At 70.9% G+C, this 22848-nt stretch carries 21 protein-coding genes and 2 pseudogenes; 11 read left to right on the plus strand and 12 right to left on the minus strand.

Translation table 11 applies throughout. The features are described 5' to 3' along the window. Window positions 1–202: pseudogene (locus tag A5622_RS23785) on the minus strand (hypothetical protein); the annotation flags it as partial. Between the two features lie 75 nt (window positions 203–277). On the opposite strand from A5622_RS23785, the pseudogene A5622_RS30870 reads away from it, so the two are divergent. Then, window positions 278–499, plus strand: a pseudogene (locus A5622_RS30870) (diacylglycerol kinase family protein); the annotation flags it as partial. 242 nt (window positions 500–741) lie between these two features. Here A5622_RS30870 and A5622_RS23795 read toward each other — a convergent pair. The 3 genes from A5622_RS23795 to A5622_RS23805 all read right to left on the minus strand — a co-directional run bounded on the left by A5622_RS23795 (window position 742) and on the right by A5622_RS23805 (window position 2995). Beyond that, entirely contained in the window at window positions 742–1224 is a 483-nt protein-coding gene (locus tag A5622_RS23795; protein WP_066881601.1) for a GNAT family N-acetyltransferase, read from the minus strand. Then, window positions 1221–2282, minus strand: a complete 1062-nt coding sequence (locus A5622_RS23800) for an isochorismate synthase MenF (protein WP_066881655.1) — start codon at window positions 2280–2282, stop codon at window positions 1221–1223. The genes A5622_RS23795 and A5622_RS23800 overlap by 4 nt, the downstream gene beginning before the upstream one ends. Before the next feature lie 122 nt (window positions 2283–2404). Continuing rightward, window positions 2405–2995, minus strand: a complete 591-nt coding sequence (locus tag A5622_RS23805; protein WP_066881602.1) for an acid phosphatase — start codon at window positions 2993–2995, stop codon at window positions 2405–2407. A gap of 133 nt (window positions 2996–3128) precedes the next feature. Between A5622_RS23805 and A5622_RS23810 the strand changes: the two genes are divergently transcribed. Then, window positions 3129–3929, plus strand: a complete 801-nt coding sequence (locus A5622_RS23810) for a ParA family protein (protein ID WP_066867980.1) — start codon at window positions 3129–3131, stop codon at window positions 3927–3929. Window positions 3930–4074: 145 nt separating this feature from the next. On the opposite strand, the gene A5622_RS23815 is transcribed toward A5622_RS23810, so the two are convergent. Together A5622_RS23815 and A5622_RS23820 are read right to left on the minus strand one after the other, a co-directional pair. Further along, a complete protein-coding gene (locus A5622_RS23815) occupies window positions 4075–5301 on the minus strand; it encodes a hypothetical protein (RefSeq protein ID WP_066881604.1) in 1227 nt (408 codons plus the stop codon). An 18-nt stretch (window positions 5302–5319) separates the two neighbouring features. Continuing rightward, window positions 5320–6867 (minus strand): DEAD/DEAH box helicase, encoded by a 1548-nt coding sequence (locus tag A5622_RS23820; RefSeq protein ID WP_066881607.1) that lies wholly within the window; start codon window positions 6865–6867, stop codon window positions 5320–5322. Between the two features lie 280 nt (window positions 6868–7147). On the opposite strand from A5622_RS23820, the gene A5622_RS23825 reads away from it, so the two are divergent. Continuing rightward, a complete protein-coding gene (locus A5622_RS23825) occupies window positions 7148–7867 on the plus strand; it encodes a ferritin-like fold-containing protein (protein WP_066867935.1) in 720 nt (239 codons plus the stop codon). Window positions 7868–7887: 20 nt separating this feature from the next. On the opposite strand, the gene A5622_RS23830 is transcribed toward A5622_RS23825, so the two are convergent. Beyond that, window positions 7888–8607, minus strand: coding sequence for an MmpS family transport accessory protein (locus A5622_RS23830; RefSeq protein WP_066881609.1), 720 nt, complete (start codon window positions 8605–8607; stop codon window positions 7888–7890). A 218-nt stretch (window positions 8608–8825) separates the two neighbouring features. Between A5622_RS23830 and A5622_RS23835 the strand changes: the two genes are divergently transcribed. Further along, window positions 8826–9086, plus strand: coding sequence for a DUF3107 domain-containing protein (locus A5622_RS23835; RefSeq protein ID WP_156748803.1), 261 nt, complete (start codon window positions 8826–8828; stop codon window positions 9084–9086). Here the strand turns inward: A5622_RS23835 and A5622_RS23840 are convergent. Further along, the gene (locus tag A5622_RS23840; RefSeq protein WP_066867944.1) at window positions 9083–9766 is read right to left on the minus strand and encodes a TetR/AcrR family transcriptional regulator; all 684 of its coding nucleotides are present in this window, start codon (window positions 9764–9766) and stop codon (window positions 9083–9085) included. The two genes, A5622_RS23835 and A5622_RS23840, sit on opposite strands and share 4 nt — an antisense overlap. Before the next feature lie 95 nt (window positions 9767–9861). Here A5622_RS23840 and A5622_RS23845 point away from each other — a divergent pair, with 95 nt between their 5' ends. Then, window positions 9862–11001, plus strand: coding sequence for a DUF3152 domain-containing protein (locus A5622_RS23845; RefSeq protein ID WP_066867983.1), 1140 nt, complete (start codon window positions 9862–9864; stop codon window positions 10999–11001). Here A5622_RS23845 and A5622_RS23850 read toward each other — a convergent pair. Next, window positions 10973–11368, minus strand: a complete 396-nt coding sequence (locus A5622_RS23850; RefSeq protein WP_066881611.1) for a helix-turn-helix domain-containing protein — start codon at window positions 11366–11368, stop codon at window positions 10973–10975. The genes A5622_RS23845 and A5622_RS23850 overlap by 29 nt on opposite strands. Before the next feature lie 105 nt (window positions 11369–11473). Here A5622_RS23850 and A5622_RS23855 point away from each other — a divergent pair, with 105 nt between their 5' ends. The 3 genes from A5622_RS23855 (at window position 11474) to A5622_RS23865 (ending at window position 14049) form a co-directional block, all read left to right on the plus strand. Continuing rightward, entirely contained in the window at window positions 11474–11842 is a 369-nt protein-coding gene (locus A5622_RS23855; RefSeq protein WP_066867950.1) for a DoxX family protein, read from the plus strand. Window positions 11843–11932: 90 nt separating this feature from the next. Then, window positions 11933–13117 carry an adenylyltransferase/sulfurtransferase MoeZ gene (gene moeZ / locus A5622_RS23860; RefSeq protein WP_066881613.1) on the plus strand — a complete coding sequence of 395 codons (1185 nt, stop codon included), beginning with the start codon at window positions 11933–11935 and terminating at the stop codon, window positions 13115–13117. Between the two features lie 77 nt (window positions 13118–13194). Beyond that, a complete protein-coding gene (locus A5622_RS23865; protein WP_066867956.1) occupies window positions 13195–14049 on the plus strand; it encodes a TIGR02569 family protein in 855 nt (284 codons plus the stop codon). Here A5622_RS23865 and A5622_RS23870 read toward each other — a convergent pair. Genes A5622_RS23870 through A5622_RS23880 form a run of 3 tightly spaced genes read right to left on the minus strand, consistent with a single transcriptional unit; the run spans window position 14046 to window position 15397 of the window. Further along, the gene (locus A5622_RS23870) at window positions 14046–14354 is read right to left on the minus strand and encodes an MGMT family protein (protein ID WP_066867959.1); all 309 of its coding nucleotides are present in this window, start codon (window positions 14352–14354) and stop codon (window positions 14046–14048) included. The two genes, A5622_RS23865 and A5622_RS23870, sit on opposite strands and share 4 nt — an antisense overlap. Window positions 14355–14356: 2 nt before the next feature. Continuing rightward, complete coding sequence (locus A5622_RS23875; protein WP_066867962.1) at window positions 14357–15142, minus strand: alpha/beta fold hydrolase; 786 nt, start codon at window positions 15140–15142, stop codon at window positions 14357–14359. A 45-nt stretch (window positions 15143–15187) separates the two neighbouring features. Next, window positions 15188–15397 (minus strand): hypothetical protein, encoded by a 210-nt coding sequence (locus A5622_RS23880; RefSeq protein ID WP_066867965.1) that lies wholly within the window; start codon window positions 15395–15397, stop codon window positions 15188–15190. 117 nt (window positions 15398–15514) lie between these two features. Between A5622_RS23880 and A5622_RS23885 the strand changes: the two genes are divergently transcribed. From A5622_RS23885 to A5622_RS23895, 3 genes are read left to right on the plus strand one after another with little or no spacing between them, the layout of a single operon-like run. Continuing rightward, window positions 15515–16357: a DUF6159 family protein gene (locus A5622_RS23885; RefSeq protein WP_066881615.1), complete on the plus strand. Its 843-nt coding sequence runs from the start codon at window positions 15515–15517 to the stop codon at window positions 16355–16357. Between the two features lie 31 nt (window positions 16358–16388). After that, a complete protein-coding gene (locus A5622_RS23890) occupies window positions 16389–19520 on the plus strand; it encodes an ATP-dependent DNA helicase (RefSeq protein WP_066881617.1) in 3132 nt (1043 codons plus the stop codon). After that, window positions 19517–22828 carry an ATP-dependent DNA helicase gene (locus A5622_RS23895; RefSeq protein WP_066881619.1) on the plus strand — a complete coding sequence of 1104 codons (3312 nt, stop codon included), beginning with the start codon at window positions 19517–19519 and terminating at the stop codon, window positions 22826–22828. The genes A5622_RS23890 and A5622_RS23895 overlap by 4 nt, the downstream gene beginning before the upstream one ends. The last annotated feature ends 20 nt before the right edge of the window (window positions 22829–22848 follow it).

Raw genomic sequence — 22848 nt, forward strand, 5'->3', positions numbered from 1 at the left:
TCAGCGCGCGCCCCGCGGCGATCACGGCGGCACCGACCAGGACGAACCAGCCCGCCGTCGCCAGGCCGTTGACCACCTGCTGATCGGCTCCGGCGATCCCGCGAACCACCAACACCACCGCCACGATCAGCGCCGCAACCCCCTGCAGCACAACGATCAGGCCCGCGCGGCGAACGGCGGTCGGGGTGGCTGGCGGCGTCACAGCGTCAGCGTAGTCAGGGCGGCCGCCCGTTCCCCCACAGCGTGGCCTTAGGCGGCCCGCCTAAGCTCGTGCTTCATGCGGGCCGTGCTGATCGTCAATCCCACAGCAACTTCCACCACTCCGGCCGCGCGCGATCTGCTGGCCCACGCGCTGAAAAGCCGCCTGCAGCTCAGCGTCGAGCACACCAACCATCGGGGTCACGGCACCGAACTCGCGCAGAAGGCCGTGGCCGACGGTGCCGACCTGGTGGTCGTGCACGGCGGCGACGGCACCGTGAGCGGGGTGGTCAACGGCCTGGCGACGGCGGGCTGGTTCGTCCTGGTCGGTGCCGCCGTGATCGCCGCGGGGCGCGCGCTGATCCGCGGCAGGCGCTGGGGCCGCGGGCTGGCCGTGATCACCCAGCTGCTGCTGTTGCCGGTGGCCTGGTACCTGGCCGTCGGGTCACACCAACCGGGGTTCGGGATTCCGGCGGGCGGCGTGGCGCTGGTCGTGCTGGGATTGCTGTTCAGCCCCGCCGCCGTGCGCTGGGCCGCCGGCGCTCAGGGCGATTCCGCCAGTCGCGCCAACGACGCCCCGGACAGCCGGTAGGTCGTCCATTCGTTCTGCGGCTGCCCGCCGATCCCGTCGTAGAGCGTGATGGCGTCGGCGTTCCAGTTCAGCACCGCCCAGGACAGCCGCGTGTAGCCCCGCTGCACGCATTCGGCGGCCAGCGCGGCCAGCAGCGCGCGGGCCAGCCCGCGCCTGCGGAACTGCGGCCGCACGAACAGGTCTTCCAGGTAGATGCCCGCCACCCCGTCCCAGGTGGAGAAGTTGACGAACCACAGCGCCATCGCCGCGATCTCGCCGTCCACCTCGGCCACATGCCCGTACACCGTCGGTGGGTCACCGAAAAGGGCTGCCGCGATTTGTGATTCGGTCACCGTGCACTGATCGACGGCGTGCTCGAATTCGGCCAGCGCGTAGATCATTTCGGTGATGGCGGCCGCGTCCCGCTGCGACGCCCGCCGGATGTTTGGGCTCATCGCTCGACTCCCAGGGCGTTGAGGATCGTGCCGAATTTCGTTGTCGTCTCGGCGACTTCGTCGTCGGGGTCGGACTCGGCGACGATACCGCCACCGGCCCGGGCCAGCGCGACGCGCCGGTCGGCCGACAGCTGCGCGCAGCGCAGCGACACCACCCAGCGGCCGTCGCCGCGGGCATCACACCAGCCCACCGCCCCGGCGTAGAACCCGCGGTCGCCCTCCAGTTCGGCGATCAGCCGCATCGCGGCCTTGGTCGGCACCCCGCCGACTGCCGGGGTGGGATGTAGAGCCAGCGCCAGATCGATTGCGGTCGTTGATGTTTCACGCAGTCGGCCAGCGATCGGCGTGCACAGGTGCCAGACCGCGGCGGTGCTGCTCAGCTGCGGTTCGGCCGCGATCGACAGCTCGTCGCACAGCGGCTCCAGGGCGGTCCTGATGGTCTCGATGACCAGCTGGTGCTCGTGCCGGTTCTTCGCCGAGGCGGCCAGCGCGGCGCCGTTGGCGGCGTCGGTGTCCGGGTCGGCGGCGCGCGGGGCCGAGCCGGCGAACGGCCGGCACTCGACATGGTCGCCGCGGCGCGCCACCAGGAGTTCGGGGCTGGCGCCCACCAGCGCCGCACCGGCATACTCCTCGCCGGCGGCGCTCAAATCGACCAGGTAGCCGTAGGCCGCCGGGTCCGCGGCGATGAGCCGGCGCAGAATCACCCGGGCGTCCAACGGGGCGTCGGCGACCAGCCGCAGGGCCCGCGCCAGCACCACCTTGTGCAGCGGGTTGTCGTCCGCGGCGAGCTGCTCGCACGCCCGGCGGATCCGGTCCCGGTAGTCGGGCGGCGCCGGAATGGCTCGCGCCACCCGCACCGGCGGCAGCGCGCCGGCCGGCCAGTCCGGCAGCCGATCGGTGGCGGTCACCGCCTCGGGTGCCAGCAGCGCGGCCGGGCGCGTGACGTCAAAAGGTAACGCCCCCAACACAATCGGCGCCTCACCCGATCGCAGCGCGGCCTGCGCGGCGCCCACGTCGCGGTAGCGGTGCCGCGCCCCGTCGGCAATCAGGGTCCGCATCGGCCCGCACAGTGCGAACGGCGGCTCGTGATTGCGCTGCTCGACTCGCGCCCTAGCCGCTTCGCGGCTGGGGGGACCCCCGTCTCGCGCCGCCGCGCGGCGCGCATCGTCGTCTTCGCGATTCACTGACCGGTCAATCCGAGCGCCCGCAACTGGCGCACCCCGTGTTCGAAACCGCAGACCGCGACCGACGCGGTGATCATGCCGAACCGGCTACCCTCCACGAGCGGCAGTTCGACCCAGCGGGTGATGACCGCGCGGGAGAAATGACCGTGGCTGACGAAGACCACGTCGCGCGCTTGCATGTTCTCCAGCGCGGTCGCGACGGCGGCGTCGGCGCGCTCACTGACCTGCGCGACCGTCTCACCGGCCGGACAGCCGTGCGTCCACACCAGCCAATCGGGCACCGTCTCCTGGATCTGCTCCGTGGTCAGGCCCTCGTACGAGCCGTAGTCCCACTCGGCCAGCAGCTCGGTCACCTCGTCGACGGTCAGCCCGGCCAGCTGCGCGGTGGTCAGCGACCGCTGCCTCGGGCTGCTGATCACCAGCGGGTCAACGAGTTTGAGCTCGGCGAGCACCCCGCCGGCCAGCTCGGCCTGCGTACGGCCGGCCTCGGTCAGCTCGACCTCGGTGCGGCCGGTGTGCTGGCCCGATTTCGACCACTCGGTCTCGCCGTGGCGCAGCAGCACCAGACGGTGATTGTGCAAGCCCATATCGACCGATTCTGCCGGACGACTCGCGGTGGTTGCTCAGGCCGGAGCGCACGGCGGGCGAACATGCCAGGATGGCACTGTAAACCGCACGCGACGAGGCAGGTGGGGAGACAGCGATGAGGTGGCGGCGCCGGTGAGTAAGACACGGGTATTGGCGGTGGCCAACCAAAAGGGCGGTGTCGCCAAGACGACCACGGTCGCGTCGCTAGGGGCGGCGTTGGTCGACGAGAACAAGCGGGTGCTGCTGGTCGACCTCGATCCGCAGGGCTGCCTGACCTTCTCGCTGGGGCAAGACCCCGACAAGCTGCCGGTCTCCGTGCACGAGGTGCTGCTCGGCGACGTCGAGCCCAACGCCGCCCTGGTCGAGACGGCCGAGGGAATGACGCTGATGCCGGCCAACATCGACCTGGCCGGCGCCGAAGCGATGCTGCTGATGCGGGCCGGCCGCGAATACGCGCTCAAGCGCGCGCTGGCCAAACTCGGCGACGACTTCGACGTGGTGATCATCGACTGCCCGCCGTCGCTGGGCGTGCTCACCCTCAACGGGCTGACCGCCGCCGACGAGGTCATCGTGCCGCTGCAATGCGAGACCCTCGCGCATCGCGGGGTCGGCCAGTTCCTGCGCACCGTCGCCGACGTCCAGCAGATCACCAACCCGGAGCTGCGCCTGCTCGGCGCCCTGCCGACGCTGTACGACTCGCGCACCACCCATACCCGCGACGTGCTGCTCGACGTCGCCGATCGCTACAGCCTGCCGGTGCTGGCCCCGCCGATCCCGCGGACCGTGCGGTTCGCCGAGGCCAGCGCCTCGGGCTCGTCGGTGATGGCCGGCCGCAAGAACAAGGGCGCGGTGGCCTACGGCGAGCTGGCGCAAGCGTTGCTCAAGCACTGGAAGAGCGGCAAGCCGCTGCCGACGTTCACCGTCGAGGTGTAGCGGAAGGGGTCAGCCCAGCCCGGCTTTGAGTGTGAGCTGACGGCGTTGAGTGTGCATTGGCGGCGGGCCTGATCGGCGTGTCGCCGCCGCGGATTCACACCGAAGGCCGACGATTCACACTCGACGGCAAGAGCCGCGGCCGCGGTCAGCCCAGCGCGACCAGCGTGCCGCCGCGCTGCTCGAGAACCCGGGACCCGATCACGGCCGGGAACACCGGTTTGCCGTCCGGCGGGGCGCTGGTCGAGCGGTCGACCGGAATGTAGCGTTCGTTGGCGCCGCTGAGCGGGTCGTAGACGCCGATCGCGCCGGTGACCGGCACCAGTAGCCGGCCCGCCATCATCACGCCGGGCCCCAACGGCGCCGTCTTGTCGCCCGCGGCGATGGTGTAGCGCAGCGCCACGGTGTTCGCGTCGAAGACCATCAGCGAATCGCCGGTCCACCAGGTGATCAGGCTGCCGGGGTGGGAGACGGCCGACGTGCGCGACGGCGGCTTGGGCAGCGGGGTGCTCGACACGGTGGCGCCGGTTTCGTCGATCACGTCGACCCGGGGCTGCGGCGCCGGCAGGTACACCGCGGTGGTGTTCTCCGCGACGGCCAGCACCCGGGCGCCCGAATCCGGCGCGATGCCCGGCTCGGCGACCAGGTGTTGCTGTGGTTCGTCGTCGTCCTTGCCCGGGCGCAGCAGCACCAACCGCAGGTCGGCCTGGTTCGCGCAGCTCTCCAGCGTCGAGACCGCCTGCGAGCTGGCCGCGGCCGAGATCAGCCGGCAACCGGAGTGCAGTCCGCGCGTCGACGGCTTCACCCGCGCGTCGGTCTCGCCGTACACCAGCATCCGGACCATGTCCGAGCGCCACAGTTCCAGCCGGGTGTCACCGGCCGACAACACCGTCATGCCGTCGGAGGACAACCGCACCCGCGGATCGGCGTAACCGCTGCGGGCCGGCCCCCGGCGACCGGTGGAGCCGTCCAGGGTGCTGACCTGCCCGCAGCCGCGCTCGTCGCGGTAGACCCCGACGGCGTAGCGGTACAACCAGGTGACCCCACACAGGTCGATGTCGCGCGCGTAGCTCCAGCGGGACTGGCCGTTGTCGGGATCGCGCCCGTCGATCCGGCGGCCCGCACCCGTGACGACCTCCCCGCCCGCGACCACCGGGGCCGTGGTGGCCGGACTCGCGGCGCTCCACAGCTGCTTGAGGCCGGCCGGCACCTGCTTGGCCGGGGTCGGGTTGGGTGCGGGGACGGCCGCGGGTCGGCTGGTGGTGGCCCGGGCGTCGCTGGTCCACCAGATCAATGCCGCGACCGCGGCGACCGCGACCGCGATGGCCGCGGCGGCGAGCAGGTCGCCCTTGGTGCGACGCTCGGGTCTGACCATGCGGCGGTGCGGGTGTTGTTAGTTGCTCTGCGGGGCGGCGGCCGCGGTGGCGGCTTGGCCTTCGGCGGGCTTGCGACGCCGGCGGCGGCGCCGGGTGGAGCCGGCGTTGCCCGGGGGCGAGCCGGCCGGCGTTTCCGCGGCGGAGTCGCCGTTGCTGCTGGCCGCCCCATTGCCCGACGGGTGCGCGGCGACGGGCTGGCCGCCGCGGGTGCGCCGCCGGGTGCCGGAGCGGCGCGCGGGCCTTTCCGAATTCTGCTCCGGCTTCGTGCCGTCGCGGTCGCCGCTGCGGCGCTGGCCCTGCGGCTTGCGGGCGGCGCCCACTCTGCCGGCGGCCTCGGCGGGGATGTTCAGCTCGGCGCGCAGATGCGGAGAGTTGGAGTAGGTCTCGGCGGGCTCGGGGGAATCCAGCCCCAGCGCCTTGTCGATCAGCGCCCAGCGGGGCAGCTCGTCCCAGTCCACCAGGGTGACCGCGATACCGGTCTTGCCGGCGCGGCCGGTGCGGCCGATGCGGTGCACGTAGGCCTGCTCGTCCTCGGGGATCTGGTAGTTGATGACGTGGGTGATGTCATCGATGTCGATACCGCGGGCGGCGACGTCGGTGGCGACCAGCACGTCGATCTCCCCGGACCGGAAGGCCTTCAGCGCCTTCTCGCGGGCGACCTGCCCCAGATCGCCGTGCACCGCGCCCACCGCGAAACCGCGCTCGGCCAGCTCGTCGGCCACCTTTTGCGCGGTGCGCTTGGTGCGGGTGAAGATCATCGTCGCGCCGCGGCCCTCGGCCTGCAGCACGCGGCTGACCAGTTCGACCTTGTCCAGGGCGTGCGCCCGGTAGACGTACTGGACGGTGGTGTCGTGGGTGGCCGCCGAGTGCGGCGCTTCGGCCCGGATGTGGGTGGGTTGGTTCATGAAGGTGCGGGCCAGCGTGATGATCGGGTCCGGCATGGTCGCCGAGAACAGCATCGACTGCCGGTCGGTCGGGATCTGGCGCAGGATCCGCTCGATGTCGGGCAAAAAGCCGAGGTCGAGCATCTCGTCGGCCTCGTCGAGCACCAGCACCGACAGCCCGCCCAGTTGCAGGTGGTTCTGTTGGCTCAGGTCGAGCAGCCGGCCCGGGGTGCCCACCACGACGTCGGCGCCGGCGCGCAGCGCCTCGATCTGCGGTTCGTAGGGGCGACCGCCGTAGATCGGCACCACCGACAGCGGTCGGCCCTCATCGGCGGTCAGGTGCTTGGCCGCCAGTGTCAGGTCATCGGTGACCTGCAGGCACAGCTCCCGGGTGGGCACCACGATCAGCGCCCGCGGGGTGCCGTTGAGCGGGCGGGCGGCGGTGCCGGCGGTGATGCGCTGCAGCAGCGGCACGCCGAAGGCGAAGGTCTTGCCCATGCCGGTGCGGGCCTGGCCGATCAGATCGTCGCCGGCGAGCGCCATGGGCAGGGTCAGTTCTTGGATGGCGAAAGGGCTTTCGATCCCTTTTTCGGCGAGGGCGCGCACGATTTCGTCGCGGACGCCGAGTTGCGCAAATGTCGGTTGGGGGGTCGGTTCAGTTGTGCTGGTGGGTGCAGTCATGCGTGGGTAAGTAGCCTTTCGGTGACGTATCGGGTTGTGTCGGTATTTCTCTGTCGCGGTCACGCGCGCACGAGTTCCGACTCCGAATACGTCGCCGAGTCGCCGGCCCTGGCTCAGTCTGGGAGGGCCCAGTTAGGGCGGGCCAGCTGTGCACGCACATTTCGCCGATAGCGGCTTGAAAAACAAAATCTGGCATGAATACAGCCGCCATCTACCTACATGATAGCTGGTCGACAGCTGGCTCCCATTTCGCGCTAAGTCAGCCGACTACAGTGTTGCCATGACCCGGCCCTCCTGCGAGCCCTCCGAAACCGATCTGGCCGACGACCGAATCGACGATTCACCCGCCCCGCGGTTGTCGGCCGATCACCCGGGTGTCAACGAGCTGTTCGCGGTCCTGGCCTACGGCGAGATCGCCGCGTTTTACCGGCTCACCGACGAGGCGCGGATGGCCCCTGACCTGCGCGGACGGATATCGATGGCGAGCATGGCCGCCGCCGAGATGCAGCACTACGAGCAGCTGCGCGACGCGCTGGAAAGCCGCGGCGTCGACGTGGTGTCGGCGATGTCGAAATACGTCTCTGCGCTGGAGAACTACCACCGGCTGACCATGCCCAGCACGTGGCTGGAGGCCTTGGTGAAAACGTATGTCGGCGACGCCCTGGCGGCCGATCTGTACCTGGAGATCGCCGACCGGCTGCCCGACGAGGTTGCCGACGTGGTGCGCGCGGCGCTGTCGGAAACGGGGCACTCGCAGTTCGTCGTCGCCGAGGTGCGCGCCGCCGTGACGTCCAGCGGCAAGCAGCGCAGCCGGCTGGCGCTGTGGTCACGCCGCCTGTTCGGCGAAGCGATCACCCAGGCCCAGTACCTGCTGGCCGACCACGACGAGCTGGTGGACCTGGTGATGGCCGGCGCCGGCGGGCTGGGCCAGCTCAACGCCTTCTTCGACCGGATGCAGCAGACGCACGACCGGCGCATGCACGAACTCGGCCTGAGCTGAGGCCATCAAACTCAGCTAACTCAGCGCGCGCAGGTCGCCATGTTCGAGGTGTTGGCCGAGGCGATCACCCGCTGACCGGCGGCGTTGAAGATCGAGCAGCTGAGCCGACCGTAGAAGCTGGTCGCCACCACGGATTCGGTTTCCACACCCGGGTTCAGCACCACCACCTTCGACCAGGGCAGCGACACGTTGAACTCGGTCTGCGGCACGCCGCGCGCGTCGGTGTAGACGATGTTCACCAGGTCCAGCAGCTGCTTGGTTCCGTTCACGCTGTAGACGACGGTGCGCGGATCGACCGCGGCCGTCGGCGGTGCCGCGGCGAGCGGCGGCGCGACGGTGGGCGCGGCCGCCCCCGGCGGCGCGGTGGGCGCGGCGCTGGGCGTGGTGACCGTCGTGAAGGTTTCGGCCGGTAACTGCGCGGGGCCCGGGGACGAACTGGGCGGCACGGACGCCTTGGTGGTCGCGGGTGCCGAGGTCACCGGGTGGGGAGCCGGGGCGCCCAGCGTGGCCTTGGTGGACGCGCTGTCGCCGCTGTTGATGATGACGGCGGTGGCGATGGCGCCCAGGGCCACCACCGCGCCGACGATCGCGGTGGCGGGGCGCCAGCGCGAGTCGGCGGGCCAGCCCGTCCAGTTGTAGTCGGCGTTCAGGTAGGGATCGGTATCGCAGGCGTCGTCAACGTCGTCGTCGTCGGGGTATGCCCGGATCCTGTCGTCAAGGTGCGGCAACGTGGTACCCATGGTGCCGAAGTTAGCCATGGGAAAACACGGATCGGGTATCGCGCGGGTGGGTGAGACAACCTGAGAGCGAATCGTTATCGGGCCGCGACCGGTTTCGCTGACCGCGAAGTGTGGGGATGCGACGAGGTGGGGGTCGGCCGCGTCCACTAGCCTGCTGCTGACAGGGCCGGGACTTCAAGAGCTGCGGAATGACTGCAAGACCCATGGAAGGGGTGACCGTGGAGGTCAAGATCGGTATCACGGATAGTCCGCGCGAGCTGGTCCTTGCCAGCGCCCAGACGCCCGCCGAGGTCGAAGATCTGGTCAGCGCCGCACTGAGCGATCCGTCGGGCCTGCTGCGGCTGAGCGACGAGCGGGGCCGCCGCTTCCTGATTCACACCGCCAAGATCGCCTACGTGGAGATCGGCGCCGCCGACGCGCGCCGGGTGGGCTTCGGGATCAGCGCCGAAACCGGCAAACACGCCGGCAAGGCGCGCTAGGAGCGGGTAAGCGGCACGTGTGACAGCCCGCCCCAGGCGAACTGCACGGTGCCGTCGACCGCGTCCGCCTTGGAGATCGGGCGGTCGGAATCCAGCCAGTACCTGGCGCAGTCGACGCTGATTCCGACCAGACCGACCGCGATCATCCGGGCCCGGTGCGGGTCCAGCCCCGAATCCTCGCTGATCAACGCGAACACCGCGTCGATGCAGGATTCGGTGGCGACGCGCACCTGGGCGGCCACTTCGGGTTCGGTGACGTAGTCGTTCTCGAAGATCAGCCGGTAACCCTGGCTGTCGTGCTCGATGAAATCGAAGAACGCCTGCACCGCGGAGTGCAACCGGCGCCGGTTGTCGGTGGTGGTGCTCAGCGCCTGCTGAACACCCGAGACCAGGTTCTCCACGTGCCGCGCAAGCACGGCGAGGTACAGCTCGAGCTTACTCGAGAAGTGTTGATACAGAACGGGTTTGCTAACTCCGGCGCGGTCGGCGATCTCGTCCATGCCGGCCGCGTGGTAGCCGCGGTCGACGAACACGTCGCTGGCCACGATGAGCAATTGGCCGCGCCGCTCGTCGCGGGGCAACCGGTTGCCTCGCCGGTTGGAAACCGCGGCCCCGTCCGGCCGACCGCGGTCAGCCGATCTGACGGCGCGCCGCGCCGGCACTTTGGCGAGTTCGCTCATCGAGTCCTCATCTGATTATCGGCGGCCGGCCCTCTCGGAAAATGGGGGCCAACCGCTCGCAGCCCGTGGCAAAGACCTTACTACCCGACCGGTCGATGCGACCGTCATCGCCGTCGTCGCCGCTGGCAGAAGCGGTGTCGGACGGTGGATTCGGGCGCGCCACCGGCGGCGGCGGTGCCTGCCTGTGTAATCCTGGGGAAATGACGTCCCCGCGGCCCCCACGCGGCACCGGTCGCGTGCCGGTGCTACGCGACGAGTGGCGCGAGCCGCTGCGGGCGCTGCGCGACCCGATCGCGCGGGAAGCCGGACGACCCCGGGCCGACCGTGAACGGCCGCGACAATGGCGCAAGCAGACCTGGCTGGGCCGCTTCGTCTCCACCTACGGGTGGCGCGCGTACGCCCTGCCCGTCCTGGTGGTGCTCACCGCGGTGGTGATGTACCAGACGGTGACCGGCACCGGCGCCCCCATGCCGACGGCCAACAAACCCATCCAGAGCCCGCCGGCCATCGGCGCGGTGGGCACCACGATCATCGACGCCCCGCCGCGCGGGCTGGCCGCATTCGACGCCAACCTGCCGGCCGGGACCCTGCCGGACGGCGGCCCGTTCACTGAAGCGGGCGACAAGACCTGGCACGTCGTGCCGGGCACCACGCCACAGATCGGGCAGGGCACCGCCAAGGTGTTCAGGTACACCGTCGAAGTGGAGAACGGCATCGACCCGACGATGTTCGGCGGCGACGACGCCTTCGCCCAGATGGTCGACCAGACGCTGGCCAATCCGAAGGGCTGGACGCACAACCCGCAGTTCGCGTTCATCCGGATCGACGGAACCAGTGGGGCCAAACCCGACTTTCGGATCTCGCTGGTCTCCCCGGTGACGGTGCGCGAAGGGTGCGGCTACGAATTCCGGCTCGAAACCTCTTGCTACAACCCGGTATTCGGTGCCAACCGGGAGGCGCGGGTGTTCATCAACGAAGCGCGCTGGGTACGGGGAGCCGTGCCGTTCGAAGGTGACATCGGCTCCTACCGGCAGTACGTGATCAACCACGAGGTCGGCCACGCCATCGGGTACCTGCACCACGAGCCCTGCGAGCAGCAGAACGCCCTGGCGCCGGTGATGATGCAGCAGACGTTCTCCACGTCGAACAACGACGCCGCGCAGTTCGACCCCGACGTCGTCAAGGCCGACGGCAAGACCTGCCGGTTCAATCCCTGGCCGTACCCGATCGCCTGACCGACCGCCGCTTGCTACCGCTGCGGTTGGCATTGATCTCGTCGCGGTGCGCCATCGCCCACTCGGCGAGGGAGATCACCAGCGGTAGCAGCGTTCGCCCGAGCTCGGTCAACTCGTATTCCACTCGCGGCGGCACTTCGGCGTAGGCCGTGCGCTCGACCAGGCCATCTTCGACCAGGTGTTTGAGCGTCACGGTGAGCATCCGCTGCGAAATGCCCGCCACGGCCTCCGCCAACCCGCCGAACCGCATCGGTCCGCCGCGCAGCGTGCCGATCACCAGCAGACTCCACTTGTCGCCGATGCGATCGAGCACCTCCCGGACCGCACCGCCCTCGGGTATCCGCGTCGTCTTTGTGATGTGCGTCATAGCGAAGCCTGCTTCCTGGATGCATACATCGGTGTGCCTTTTGTGGGTGCCCCATCGCTGACACACGATGTGGTTACACACAAATGGTAAGGATTGGGGACTGTCGTGAACATCGCACTGTGGACGGCGCAGGGCCTGCTCGCATTCGTCTATCTCGCCGCGGGCGGGCTCAAGATCATTCGACCGCGCGAGCAACTCGTGGCAACGGGCCGGCTCGACTGGATGAAGGACAACTCGGACGCGGCCGTGAAAGCCGTTGGCGCGGTCGAGATCCTCGGGGCGCTCGGTGTGATCCTGCCCGAGGCGACCGGCATCGCCCGCATCCTGACCCCGATCGCTGCGGTCGGCCTGGTCATCGTCCAGATCGGGGCACTGCGCGTCCACCTGACCCGTAACGAGCGGCAACCTTTGCCGATCAATGTGATTCTCCTGCTGCTCGCGGCCTTCGTCGCGATCGGCCGGTTCGTGAGCTGAGCCAACCCGGCCCGCGCGTCGCCTGATTGCCGCCGGTCCGTCGGCCTGCTGAGATGGTGGGGAGAATCCGATCGAGGAGATGTTTCGCAAGTGTCGACGTCGCTGCCGCCGCTGGTGGCGCCCGCAGACCACCTCAGCGGCGACGAGGTGGCCCGCTACAGCCGGCACCTGATCATTCCGGACCTGGGGCTCGACGGGCAGAAGCGCCTCAAGAACGCCCGGGTGCTGGTGATCGGGGCCGGTGGCCTCGGCGCGCCGACGCTGCTCTACCTGGCGGCCGCGGGCGTGGGCACGATCGGCATCGTCGATTTCGACGTGGTCGACGAGTCGAACCTGCAGCGCCAGATCATCCACGGGGTGGCCGACGTCGGACGGTCCAAGGCGCGGTCGGCGCGCGACTCCATCGCCGCGATCAACCCGTTGGTGGACGTGCGGCTGCACGAGTTCCGGCTGGATTCCACCAACGCCGTGGAGTTGTTCGGCCGCTATGACCTGGTCGTGGACGGCACCGACAACTTCGCCACCCGGTATCTGGCCAACGACGCGGCGGTGCTGGCGAAAAAGCCCTACGTGTGGGGATCGATCTACCGCTTCGAGGGCCAGGTCTCGGTGTGCTGGGAGGACGCCCCCAACGGACGCGGGCTCAACTATCGCGACCTGTACCCCGAGCCTCCGCCGGCCGGCTCCGTGCCGTCCTGTGCCGAGGGCGGCGTGCTGGGCATCGTCTGCGCCTCCATCGCCTCGGTGATGAGCACCGAAGTGATCAAACTCATTACCGGGATCGGCGAGTCGTTGCTGGGCCGGTTGATGATCTACGACGCGTTGGAGATGACCTACCGCACCATCGCGATCCGCCGGGACCCGTCGGATTCGTCGCGGCCGAAGATCACCGGGCTCGTCGACTACGAGCAACTGTGCGGCGTGGCGCCCGAGCCCTCGGCGCAGGACGCCGCGTCGACCATCACGCCGCGCGAGCTGCGTGACTGGCTGGATTCGGGCAAGAAGCTGGCGCTGATCGACGTGCGTGAGCCGGTGGAGTTCGACATCGTGCACATCGACGGAGCCCAGTTGATCCCGCAGTCCTCGATCAATTCCGGCGAGGGCCTGGCAAAGCTGCCGCAGGACCGCCTGCCGGTGTTGTACTGCAAAACGGGGGTGCGGTCGGCCCAGGCGCTGGCGGTGGTGCGCCAGGCCGGCTTCGCCGACGCGGTGCATTTGCAGGGCGGGATCGTGGCGTGGGCGCAGCAGATGCAACCCGACATGGTCATGTACTGACCCGTACGCCTTTGGACTGCGGCGACCCGCCGCTGTGCTAGCGATCACCGCTTGTTGGACTCGTTTAGAGTACCGGTGTGACAGTCGAGCCACCGCCGGATCATGTGCTGTCGGCGTTTGGTTTGGCCGGAGTTAAACCCGTCAATCTGGGCGCCAGCTGGGAGGGCGGCTGGCGGTGCGGCGAAGTCGTCTTGTCGCTGGTGGCCGACAACGCCCGCGCGGCGTGGTCCGCCCGGGTTCGCGAGACGCTGTTCGTCGACGGCGTTCGCCTGGCCCGGCCGGTGCGGTCCACCGACGGGCGCTACGTCGTATCCGGGTGGCGGGCGGACACCTTCGTGGCCGGGACGCCCGAGCCCCGCCATGACGAAGTCGTCTCGGCCGCGGTGCGCCTGCACGAGGCGACGGGCAAACTGGATCGGCCCCGCTTTCTGACCCAGGGGCCCACGGCGCCGTGGGGTGACGTCGACATCTTCATCGCCGCCGACCGCGCGGCGTGGGAGGAACGGCCGCTGGCCTCGGTGCCCCCGGGTGCGCGCTCCGCCCCCGCGACGGCGGACGCCGAGCGGTCGGTGGAGCTGCTCCAGCAGCTGGGCACCCTGCGCAAGCCGACCAAGAGCCCCAACCAGCTGGTCCACGGAGACCTTTACGGCACAGTGCTTTTCGTCGGTACCGCGGCGCCGGGAATCACCGACATCACCCCGTACTGGCGGCCCGCGTCGTGGGCGGCCGGTGTGGTCGTCATCGACGCGCTGTCCTGGGGAGAGGCCGACGACGGGCTCATCGAGCGCTGGAACGCCCTGCCCGAATGGCCGCAGATGTTGTTGCGGGCGTTGATGTTTCGCCTCGCGGTCCACGCGCTGCATCCGCGTTCCACCGCCGAGGCGTTCCCCGGCCTGGCCCGCACCGCCGCGCTGGTCCGGCTGGTGCTCTAGCGCCCGTCGGCAAACTCGTAACGAACCTCGCGCAGCGCGATCTTGCCGTCGGTCGCCAGCACGCCTTCGGCGCGCAACAGCTCCAGCTGGCGGGTCGTCAGGTGTCGCGCCGGTCGACCGGACGCGGTGATCACCCGGTGCCAGGGCAGATCCGAGGAATCGGTCCGCATGATCCAGCCGACGATGCGCGGGCTGGAAAGCCCTGCGACAGTGGCGATGTCGCCGTAGGTGGCGACCCGCCCGGCTGGGATCGCGGCGACCAGCTCACGCACCCGCTCGACCTGCTCGTCGGTCACCGGCGCCACGGTCAGTCGGCTTCCAACAGCTCGCGGGTCAACGCGGCGACCTCGTCGGGCTTGGCGTAGGGCACCATGTGGTTGCAGTCGAAATCCAGCAGCCGGAAATCCGCTCCCAACCGCTCCGCCAGGGCGTCGATCAGTTGGTCGGTGACATAGGGCGGCGTGGTGCGCTTGGCCCGCACCAAAATGGTCGGGGTCTTCGCGGGCGGCAGCACGGTCTCGCGGGCCAGCTCGCTCCAGTACGACATCATCGCCGGCAGGCTCACCCGCCAGCCGTAGCGGCCGCCCGGCAGCGCGATCAGATGCTCGTCGATCTCGGCGTCCAGCAGGGCGGGTTCGACATCCGACCACGAACCGTGCACCTTTTCCAGGCGCGCTTCCTCGGCGTCGGGGTAGTCGGGCGAGGACAGCATCGCCTCGGCGATCTCGCGCATCCACTCGCCGTCCAGCCCGACCGCCGGGTCGAGCAGCAGCAGCCCCGCCACCCGATCCGGGCGGACGGCGGCCAGCTGCATCGCCAGCCCGCCGCCGAACGAGTGGCCGACGATCACCACCGGTGTGCCGGGCTGTTCGTCGAGCAGCGCGGCCAACGCCGCGACGTTGGCGTCGATGGTCCACGGCGCTGCCCATGAGGACCTGCCGTGACCCACCAGATCCGGTGCGGCGATACCGATCCCGGGCAGCAAGCCGGCTAAATGCTCCCAGCGCTGGCCGTGGCCGGTCAGCCCGTGCAATGCGAGGATCCGCACCGGACCCGGCGGGCCGTAGCGGTGTACATGCAACTTCGCGGTCACCAGTCGATGGTGCCAGCCACCGCGGTCGCGGGTTGCGGGCGGCCCCTAACGGTCGTCATCCTCCCGATCGTCGTCGGTGGAGACGATGTAGGCCTGCTCGATCACGTCGGCCTCGTTGGCTTCCCGGTCCGCGGCGGCGGCCACGTAATCGATGTCCAGACCGGTCTCGTCGTCAAAATCGACAGGCCGCCGTTGTTCCACCGCGTCGCCTTCCGGCGCCTCGTCGATGGGAAAGCCGCGTTCGTCGTCGTTCATGGTCTTGCACCCCTCCTCTCGTTGTCCGGCTGCTGCGGCCTCCAGGGTAAGAGTCGGCGGCGGCGTGGCCGGGTACGCTGACCGCTCGGTCACCTCGACGACCCAACGGGAGCAGTCATGGGCAGAATCAGGCGCGGTTGGGCGCTTTCGCAGCAGAGCTGGCAGGTCCTGAAAAAAGACCGGTCGCTCGTCTTCTTCCCGATCCTGTCCACCCTGTTCGCCGTCCTCGCCACGATCGCCATCTGGGCGCCGACGCTGTTGCTGCGCGGCGTGTTCGGCGGCCATCACGTGGACAACCAGGACCCCGCCTACTACATCGCGGGCGTGGCAACGGCATACGTGTCGACCTTCATCGCGATCTTCTTCAACGTCGCGCTCGCCGCCTGCGCGGTGCGCTCCATGCGCGGCGAGGACACCAGGGTCGGCGAGGGCATCGCCGCCGCGGCGCGCCGGATCGGTCCGATCCTGGGTTGGACGGTGGTGGCGACCACGGTCGGGCTGATCCTCAAGGCGCTCGAGGAGCGCCTACCGACCCTGGGCAAGCTCGCCGCGGACCTGGTCGGCGCGGCGTGGGCCGTCGCAACGTTTTTCGTCATCCCGGCGATCGCGCTCGAGGGCACCGGGCCGTTTCGGTCACTGCGCCGCTCGGTGGACACCATCAAGTCGCGCTGGGGTGAGAGCGCCGCCGGGGCGGCCACCATCGGGGTGGTCACGTTTCTGGTGACCCTGGTGGTCGTGGTGGGCGGCGTGGTCGGCGGCATCGCGCTGATCGCGGCGCGTCTGGCGCCGCTGGGTCTGGTGGTGCTGGCCGCCACGTTCGCGGTCGCCGTGGTCATCTCGTTCATCTCGACCGCGCTGAGCCAGATCTTCCGTGTCGCGGTCTACCAGTACGCGGTCACCGGGGAGACGGTGGGCGGGTTCGACCACCGGCTGCTGCAGTCCGCGTTCGTCGCGCGCTAGATCTGTCGGACCCTCGTGATGTCATGCCGTCATGGCCTACACGTGGGAGCCCGAAGCGCACACCGTCTTGGACCCGGGTGCGCGCGGTCAGCTGCGTATTCTCGGCGGGCCCGGCACCGGCAAGAGCAGTCTGCTGATCGACGCGGCGGTCGCCCAGATCGACGCCGGGGTCAACCCGGAATCGGTTCTGCTGCTTACCGGTTCCGGCCGGATCGGGATGGCCGAGCGCAGCGCGCTGACGACGGCGTTGCTGCGCGCGCGACCCGCCGGCCCCGGCCGGGCCGCGGTCAGCGAGCCGTTGGTGCGGACCGTGCACGGGTACGCGTACGCGGTCCTGCGACGCGCGGCCGAGCGGGCCGGTGAGGCGCCGCCGCGGCTGGTCACCAGCGCCGAACAGGACGCCATCATCCGGGAGTTGCTGGCCGGCGACCTCGAAGACGGGCCACGCGCGGCGACGGCCTGGCCGGCCCCGCTGCGCCCGGCGCTGAGTACCGCGGGATTCGCCGCCGAGCTGCGAAACCTGTTGGCGCGCTGCGCTGAACGCGGCGTGGACCCCCAGGAATTGGAGCGGTTGGGCCGTCGCTGCCGGCGGCCGGAATGGACCGCCGCCGGACAATTCGCCCGCCAGTACGAGCAGGTGATGCTGCTGCGCGCGGCGGTGGGCACGGCCGCGCCGGAGGCGACCACGCCCGCGTTGGGCGCCGCGGAGCTGGTGGGCGCCGCGCTGGAGGCGTTCGCCGTCGACCCCGAGCTGTTGTCCGCCGAACGCGGCCGGATCCGCGTCTTGTTGGTCGACGACGCCCAACAGCTGGACCCGCAGGCCGCCCGGCTGGTTCGGGTGCTCGCCGCTGGCGCCGAGCTCGCGCTGATCGCCGGCGATCCCAACCAGGCGGTGTTCGGCTTCCGGGGCGGTGAACCCGCCGGGCTGCTGGGCGGCGACGCGCCCTCGGTGATGCTGACCACGTCGCATCGCTGTACGCCCGCCGTAGCGCGCGCGGTCAGCGGTATCGCCGCCCGGCTACCCGGCGGCGGCCGGCGGATCGACGGCGCCGGGGCGGGGGAGGGCTCGGTGACGGTGCGGCTGGCCGCGTCGGCGCACGCCGAGGCGGCGACCATCGCCGACGCGCTGCGGCGCGCACACCTGGTCGACGGTGTGCCCTGGTCACAGATGGCGGTCATCGTGCGGTCGGTGCCGCGGGCGGGTGCGCGCCTGCCGCGCGCCTTGGCTGCCGCCGGGGTGCCGGTGGCCGCGCCCGCCATCCCCGGCCCGTTGGCCGAGGAACCGGCCGCGCGGGCCCTGCTCACCGTGCTGCTGGCCACCGCCGACGGGCTGGACGGGCAGCAGGCGCTGGCGCTGCTGACCGGCCCCATCGGTCGGGTCGATCCGGTGTCGCTGCGCCAGCTGCGCCGAACGATGCAGCGCGCCAACCCCGATCGCCCCGCGGGCGACTTCGCCGAGCTGGTGGTCGAGGCGCTGTCCGCCGGCGCCGTGCCGCCGGGGCCGCAGTTCGGCCCGCTGCGCAAGGTCCGCGGGGTGCTCGACGCGGCCGCGCGCTCGCACCGCGCCGGTGAAGACCCGCGCCACACCTTGTGGGCCGCCTGGCACCGGTCCGGGCTGCAGCGCCGCTGGCTGTCGGTCAGCGAGCGCGGCGGGCCTGCCGCGGCCCAGGCCACCCGGGACCTCGAGTCGGTGACCGCGCTGTTCGACGTCACCGACGACTACGTGTCGCGCACCTCGGGCGCATCGCTGCGCGGTCTGGTCGAGCACATCGCCGCGCTGGCGTTGCCGGGCGCCGTTCCCGAGCCGTTCGCCGCGGCCGAACAGGTCCAGGTGCTCAGCGCGCACGCCGCGCTGGGGCACGAATGGGATTTCGTGGTGATCGCCGGTCTGCAGGAAGGGTTGTGGCCCAATACCGTTCCGCGTGGCGGTGTGCTGAATACCCAGCGGTTGCTGGACGTGCTGGACGGGGTCGGCGCGGACGCGTCGGTGCGGGCACCGCTGCTGGCCGAGGAGCGCAGGCTGCTGGTCGCGGCGATGGGCCGGGCCCGCCGGCGGTTGCTGGTGACGGCCGTCGACAGCGACACCGGCGGGGCCGGCCACGAGGCCGCGCTGCCGTCGACCTTCTTCGCCGAAATCGCGCGGTGGGCCGACGGAGAACCGGATAACGCTGAGCTACAACCGGTCTCGGCTCCGCGGGTGTTGTCCGCGGCTGCGCTGGTCGGGCGGCTGCGCGGCGTGGTGTGCGCCCCCGACGGGGCGGTCGACGAGGCCGTCCGGGACTGCGCGGCAACACAATTGGCCCGGCTGGCCCGAGCCGGCGTGCCCGGCGCCGACCCGGCCGGATGGCACGGCCTGACCCCGGTCAGCACCAGCGAACCGTTGCGGGGCAGCGGCGATGTGGTGACGTTGACGCCCTCGACCATGCAGACCCTCAACGACTGCCCGCTGCGCTGGCTCGCCGAGCGGCACGGCGGATCCAACCCGCGCGATGTGCGCTCGGCGATCGGATCGGTGGTGCACGCCCTGATCGCCCAACCGCACAAGAGCGAATCGGAATTGCTGGCCGAGCTGGACCGCGCCTGGGGACACCTACCCTTTGCGGCGCAATGGCATTCGGCCAACGAGCTGGCTCGCCACCGGGCCATGCTGGAGGCGTTCATCGAGTGGCGGTCGCAGACCCGGGGCGCACTGACCGAGGTCGGCGTCGAGGTCGAGATCGACGGAACCGTGGCCACCAAGGGCGGCGGCGAGGTCCGGCTGCGCGGGCGGGTCGACCGGCTGGAACGGGATGCCGCCGGCCGGCTGGTCATCGTCGACATCAAAACCGGCAAGACGCCGGTCAGCAAGGACGACGCGCAACAGCACGCCCAGCTGGCCATGTATCAGCTGGCGGTGGCCGACGGATTGGTCGGCAATGGCACCGAGAACGTCGAACCCGGCGGTGCCCGGCTGGTCTACCTCGGCAAGACCGGGGCATCGGGAGTGGCCGAACGCGAACAGGATCCGCTGACCGCGGCCGGCGGCGACGAATGGCGCGAGGTCATCGCCCGGGCGGCCGACGCGACGTCCGGCCCGCAATTCATCGCGCGGCGCAACGACGGCTGCAGCCATTGCCCCATCCGGGCGAACTGCCCGGCCCACGCCGACGGATCACAGCGATGACGCCGCCGCGCTATTCCCCGGCCGAATTGGCCAAGGCGCTCGGGCTTTTCCCGCCGACCGACGAGCAGGCCGCCGTCATCGCCGCGCCGCCGGGGCCGCTGGTGGTCATCGCCGGGGCGGGCGCCGGCAAGACCGAAACCATGGCCGCGCGGGTGGTGTGGCTGATCGCCAACGGCTACGCCGATCCCGGTCAGGTGCTGGGATTGACCTTCACCCGCAAGGCCGCCGGCCAGCTGCTGCGCCGGGTCCGGTCCCGACTGGCCCGGCTGGCCGGCGTCGGGCTGGGCCCGCCTGGCGCCGCCGACGCACCCGTCGACACCGAGGGCGCGCCGACGGTCAGCACCTACCACGCCTTCGCGGGCTCGCTGCTGCGCGACTACGGGCTGCTGCTGCCCGTCGAGCCCGACACCCGGCTGCTCAGCGAAACCGAGTTGTGGCAACTGGCTATCGACGTGGTGAACGCCTATCCCGGGCAGCTGCGGACCGACAAGACCCCGGCGGCGGTCACCTCGATGGTGCTGCGGCTGTGGGGGCAGCTGGCCGAGCACCTGGTGGACACCGGCCAGCTGCGCGACACCCACCTGGAGCTGGAGCGGCTGATCCACTCCCTGCCCGCCGGCCCCTACCAACGCGACCGCGGCCCCAGCCAATGGCTGCTGCGGCTGCTGGCCACCCAGACCGAGCGCGCCGAACTGGTGCCCCTGCTCGACGCCCTCGACGAACGCATGCGCGCCGCGAAGGTGATGGATTTCGGGATGCAGATGGCGTCGGCGGCCAGGCTGGCGGCGACCTTCCCGCAAGTGGGCGAGGACCTGCGCAGCCGCTACCGGGTGGTACTGCTCGACGAATACCAGGACACCGGCCACGCCCAACGCATCGCGCTCTCAACGCTGTTCGGGGGTGGGGTCGACGACGGCCTGGCGCTCACGGCCGTCGGTGACCCCATCCAGTCGATCTACGGCTGGCGCGGCGCGTCGGCGACCAACCTGCCCCGGTTCACCACCGACTTCCCCCGATCCGACGGCACCCCCGCGCCCATGTGCGAGTTGCGGACCAGCTGGCGCAATCCGCCGCGGGCCCTGCGGGTGGCCAACGCGGTGTCGGCGGAGGCGCGGCGGCGCTCGGTGGCCGTGCACGCGCTGCGCCCGCGCCCGGATGCCCCACCCGGCACGGTCCGCTGTGCGTTGCTGCCCGACGTGACGGCCGAGCGGGACTGGATCGCCGAGCACCTCGACGCGCACTACCGGCGGGCCCGCGACGAGGGCGTCAGCCCGCCGACGGCCGCGGTGCTGGTCCGCCGCAACGCCGATGCCGCGCCCATCGCGGACGCGCTGCGCGCCCGCGGGATCCCGGTCGAGGTCGTCGGACTGGCGGGTCTGCTGGCCATCCCGGAGGTCGCCGAGGTCGTCGCCATGCTGCGGCTGGTCGCCGATCCGACGGCCGGCGCGGCGGCGATGCGGGTGCTCACGGGTTCGCGCTGGCGCCTGGGTGCGCGTGACCTCGCGGCGCTGTGGCAGCGCGCGCGTGTACTGGGCGGGGGTGTGCCCACCGGCGATCCCTGTTCGCCCGAGTCGATCGCGAGCGCGGCCGGCCCCGACGCGGACACCGTGTGCCTGGCCGACGCGATCACCGATCCCGGTGCGGCCGAGGCATATTCGGCCGCGGGGTATCAACGCATCACGGCGCTTGCCGCCGAACTGAGCGCCCTGCGCGCTCACCTCGGCCATCCGCTCGGGGACCTCGTCGCCGAGGTGCGCCGGGTGCTGGGCATCGACTGCGAGGTCCGGGCCGCGGCCGGGGTCGGGGCCGGCTGGGCCGGCAGCGAGCATCTGGACGCATTCGCCGACGTCGTCGCCGCGTACGCCGAACGCACCGACGCCGTAACCGGGCCCGCGGACGGATCGGCGGCCACGTCGGTGACCGGCCTGCTGGCCTACTTGGACGTGGCCGAGTCGGTCGAAAACGGCTTGGCGCCGGCACCATTGGCGGTCGCCCGCGACCGCGTCCAAATCCTCACCGTGCACTCGGCGAAGGGGCTGGAATGGCAAGTCGTGGCGGTGGCCCACCTGTCCGGTGGCACCTTCCCGTCCACGGCGTCGAAGAGCACCTGGCTCACCGATGCCGGCGAGTTACCCCCGCTGTTGCGCGGCGACCGCGCCGCCGCGGGCGCCCTGGGCATCCCGGTGATGGACACCTCGGACGTCACCAACCGAAAGCAGCTGTCGGACAAGATCTCCGAGCACCGCCGCCAGCTCGAGCAGCGGCGCATCGACGAGGAGCGGCGGCTGCTCTACGTCGCCATCACCCGCGCAGAGGACACCCTGCTGGTGTCCGGGCACCACTGGGCGGCCACCGGCATCAAGCCGCGCGGCCCGTCGGACTTTTTGTGCGAGATCAAGGCCGTCATCGACGACTCGGCCGCGGCCGGCGACCCGTGCGGAACGGTGGAGCACTGGGCGCCGCCACCCGCCGACGGTGAGCAAAACCCACTGCGCGACAACGTCATCGAGGCTGTGTGGCCACCCGACCCGCTAGCCGAGCGACGCAACGACGTCGAGCGCGGGGCGGCGCTGGTGGCTCAGGCGCTGCGCGCCGGTGCGACCGAAACCGGGCTCGACGTGGACGGCTGGGCCGCCGATGTCGATGCCCTGCTGGCCGAGCGTGCCCGGTTGGTGCGGCCGCCGCCGCTCGCCCTGCCCGGCCAATTGTCGGTCAGTTCCCTGGTCGGCCTGGCGCGCGACCCGGCGGGCACGGCGCAGCGCCTGAGGCATCGGCTGCCGTCGCGTCCCGAACCGCATGCGTTGCTGGGCAATGCCTTTCACGCATGGGTGCAGAAGTTCTACGGCGCCGAGTGCCTGTTCGATCTCGGTGACCTGCCCGGCGCGGCGGATTCCGGCGTCGGCGACAGCGCGGAACTGGCCGCCTTACAGCGGGCGTTCACCGAATCGCCCTGGGCCGCAAGGACTCCCGTCGCCGTGGAGGTACCGTTCGAAATGCCGATCGGTGACACGCTGGTGCGAGGGCGCATCGACGCGGTCTTCGCCGACCCCGATGGCGGGGCCACCGTGGTCGACTGGAAAACCGGTGAACCGCCGCACGGGCCGGAGGCGATGCGGCAGGCCGCCGTCCAGCTCGCGGTGTATCGCTCGGCATGGGCGGCGCTGGCCGGCGTCCCCGAATCGTCGGTGCGCACCGCCTTCTATTACGTGCGCGCCGGCGCCACGGTGGTTCCCGACGAGCTGCCGAGCGACGCCGAGGTCGCCGACCTACTGTCGGATCCCGGCGGCGCCCGCCGCGTCGGCGTGTGACCTGCGCCGCCCGAGTATTG

The sequence above is a fragment of the Mycobacterium sp. 1245801.1 genome (assembly GCF_001673055.1).
Classification (GTDB): Bacteria; Actinomycetota; Actinomycetes; order Mycobacteriales; family Mycobacteriaceae; genus Mycobacterium; species Mycobacterium europaeum_A.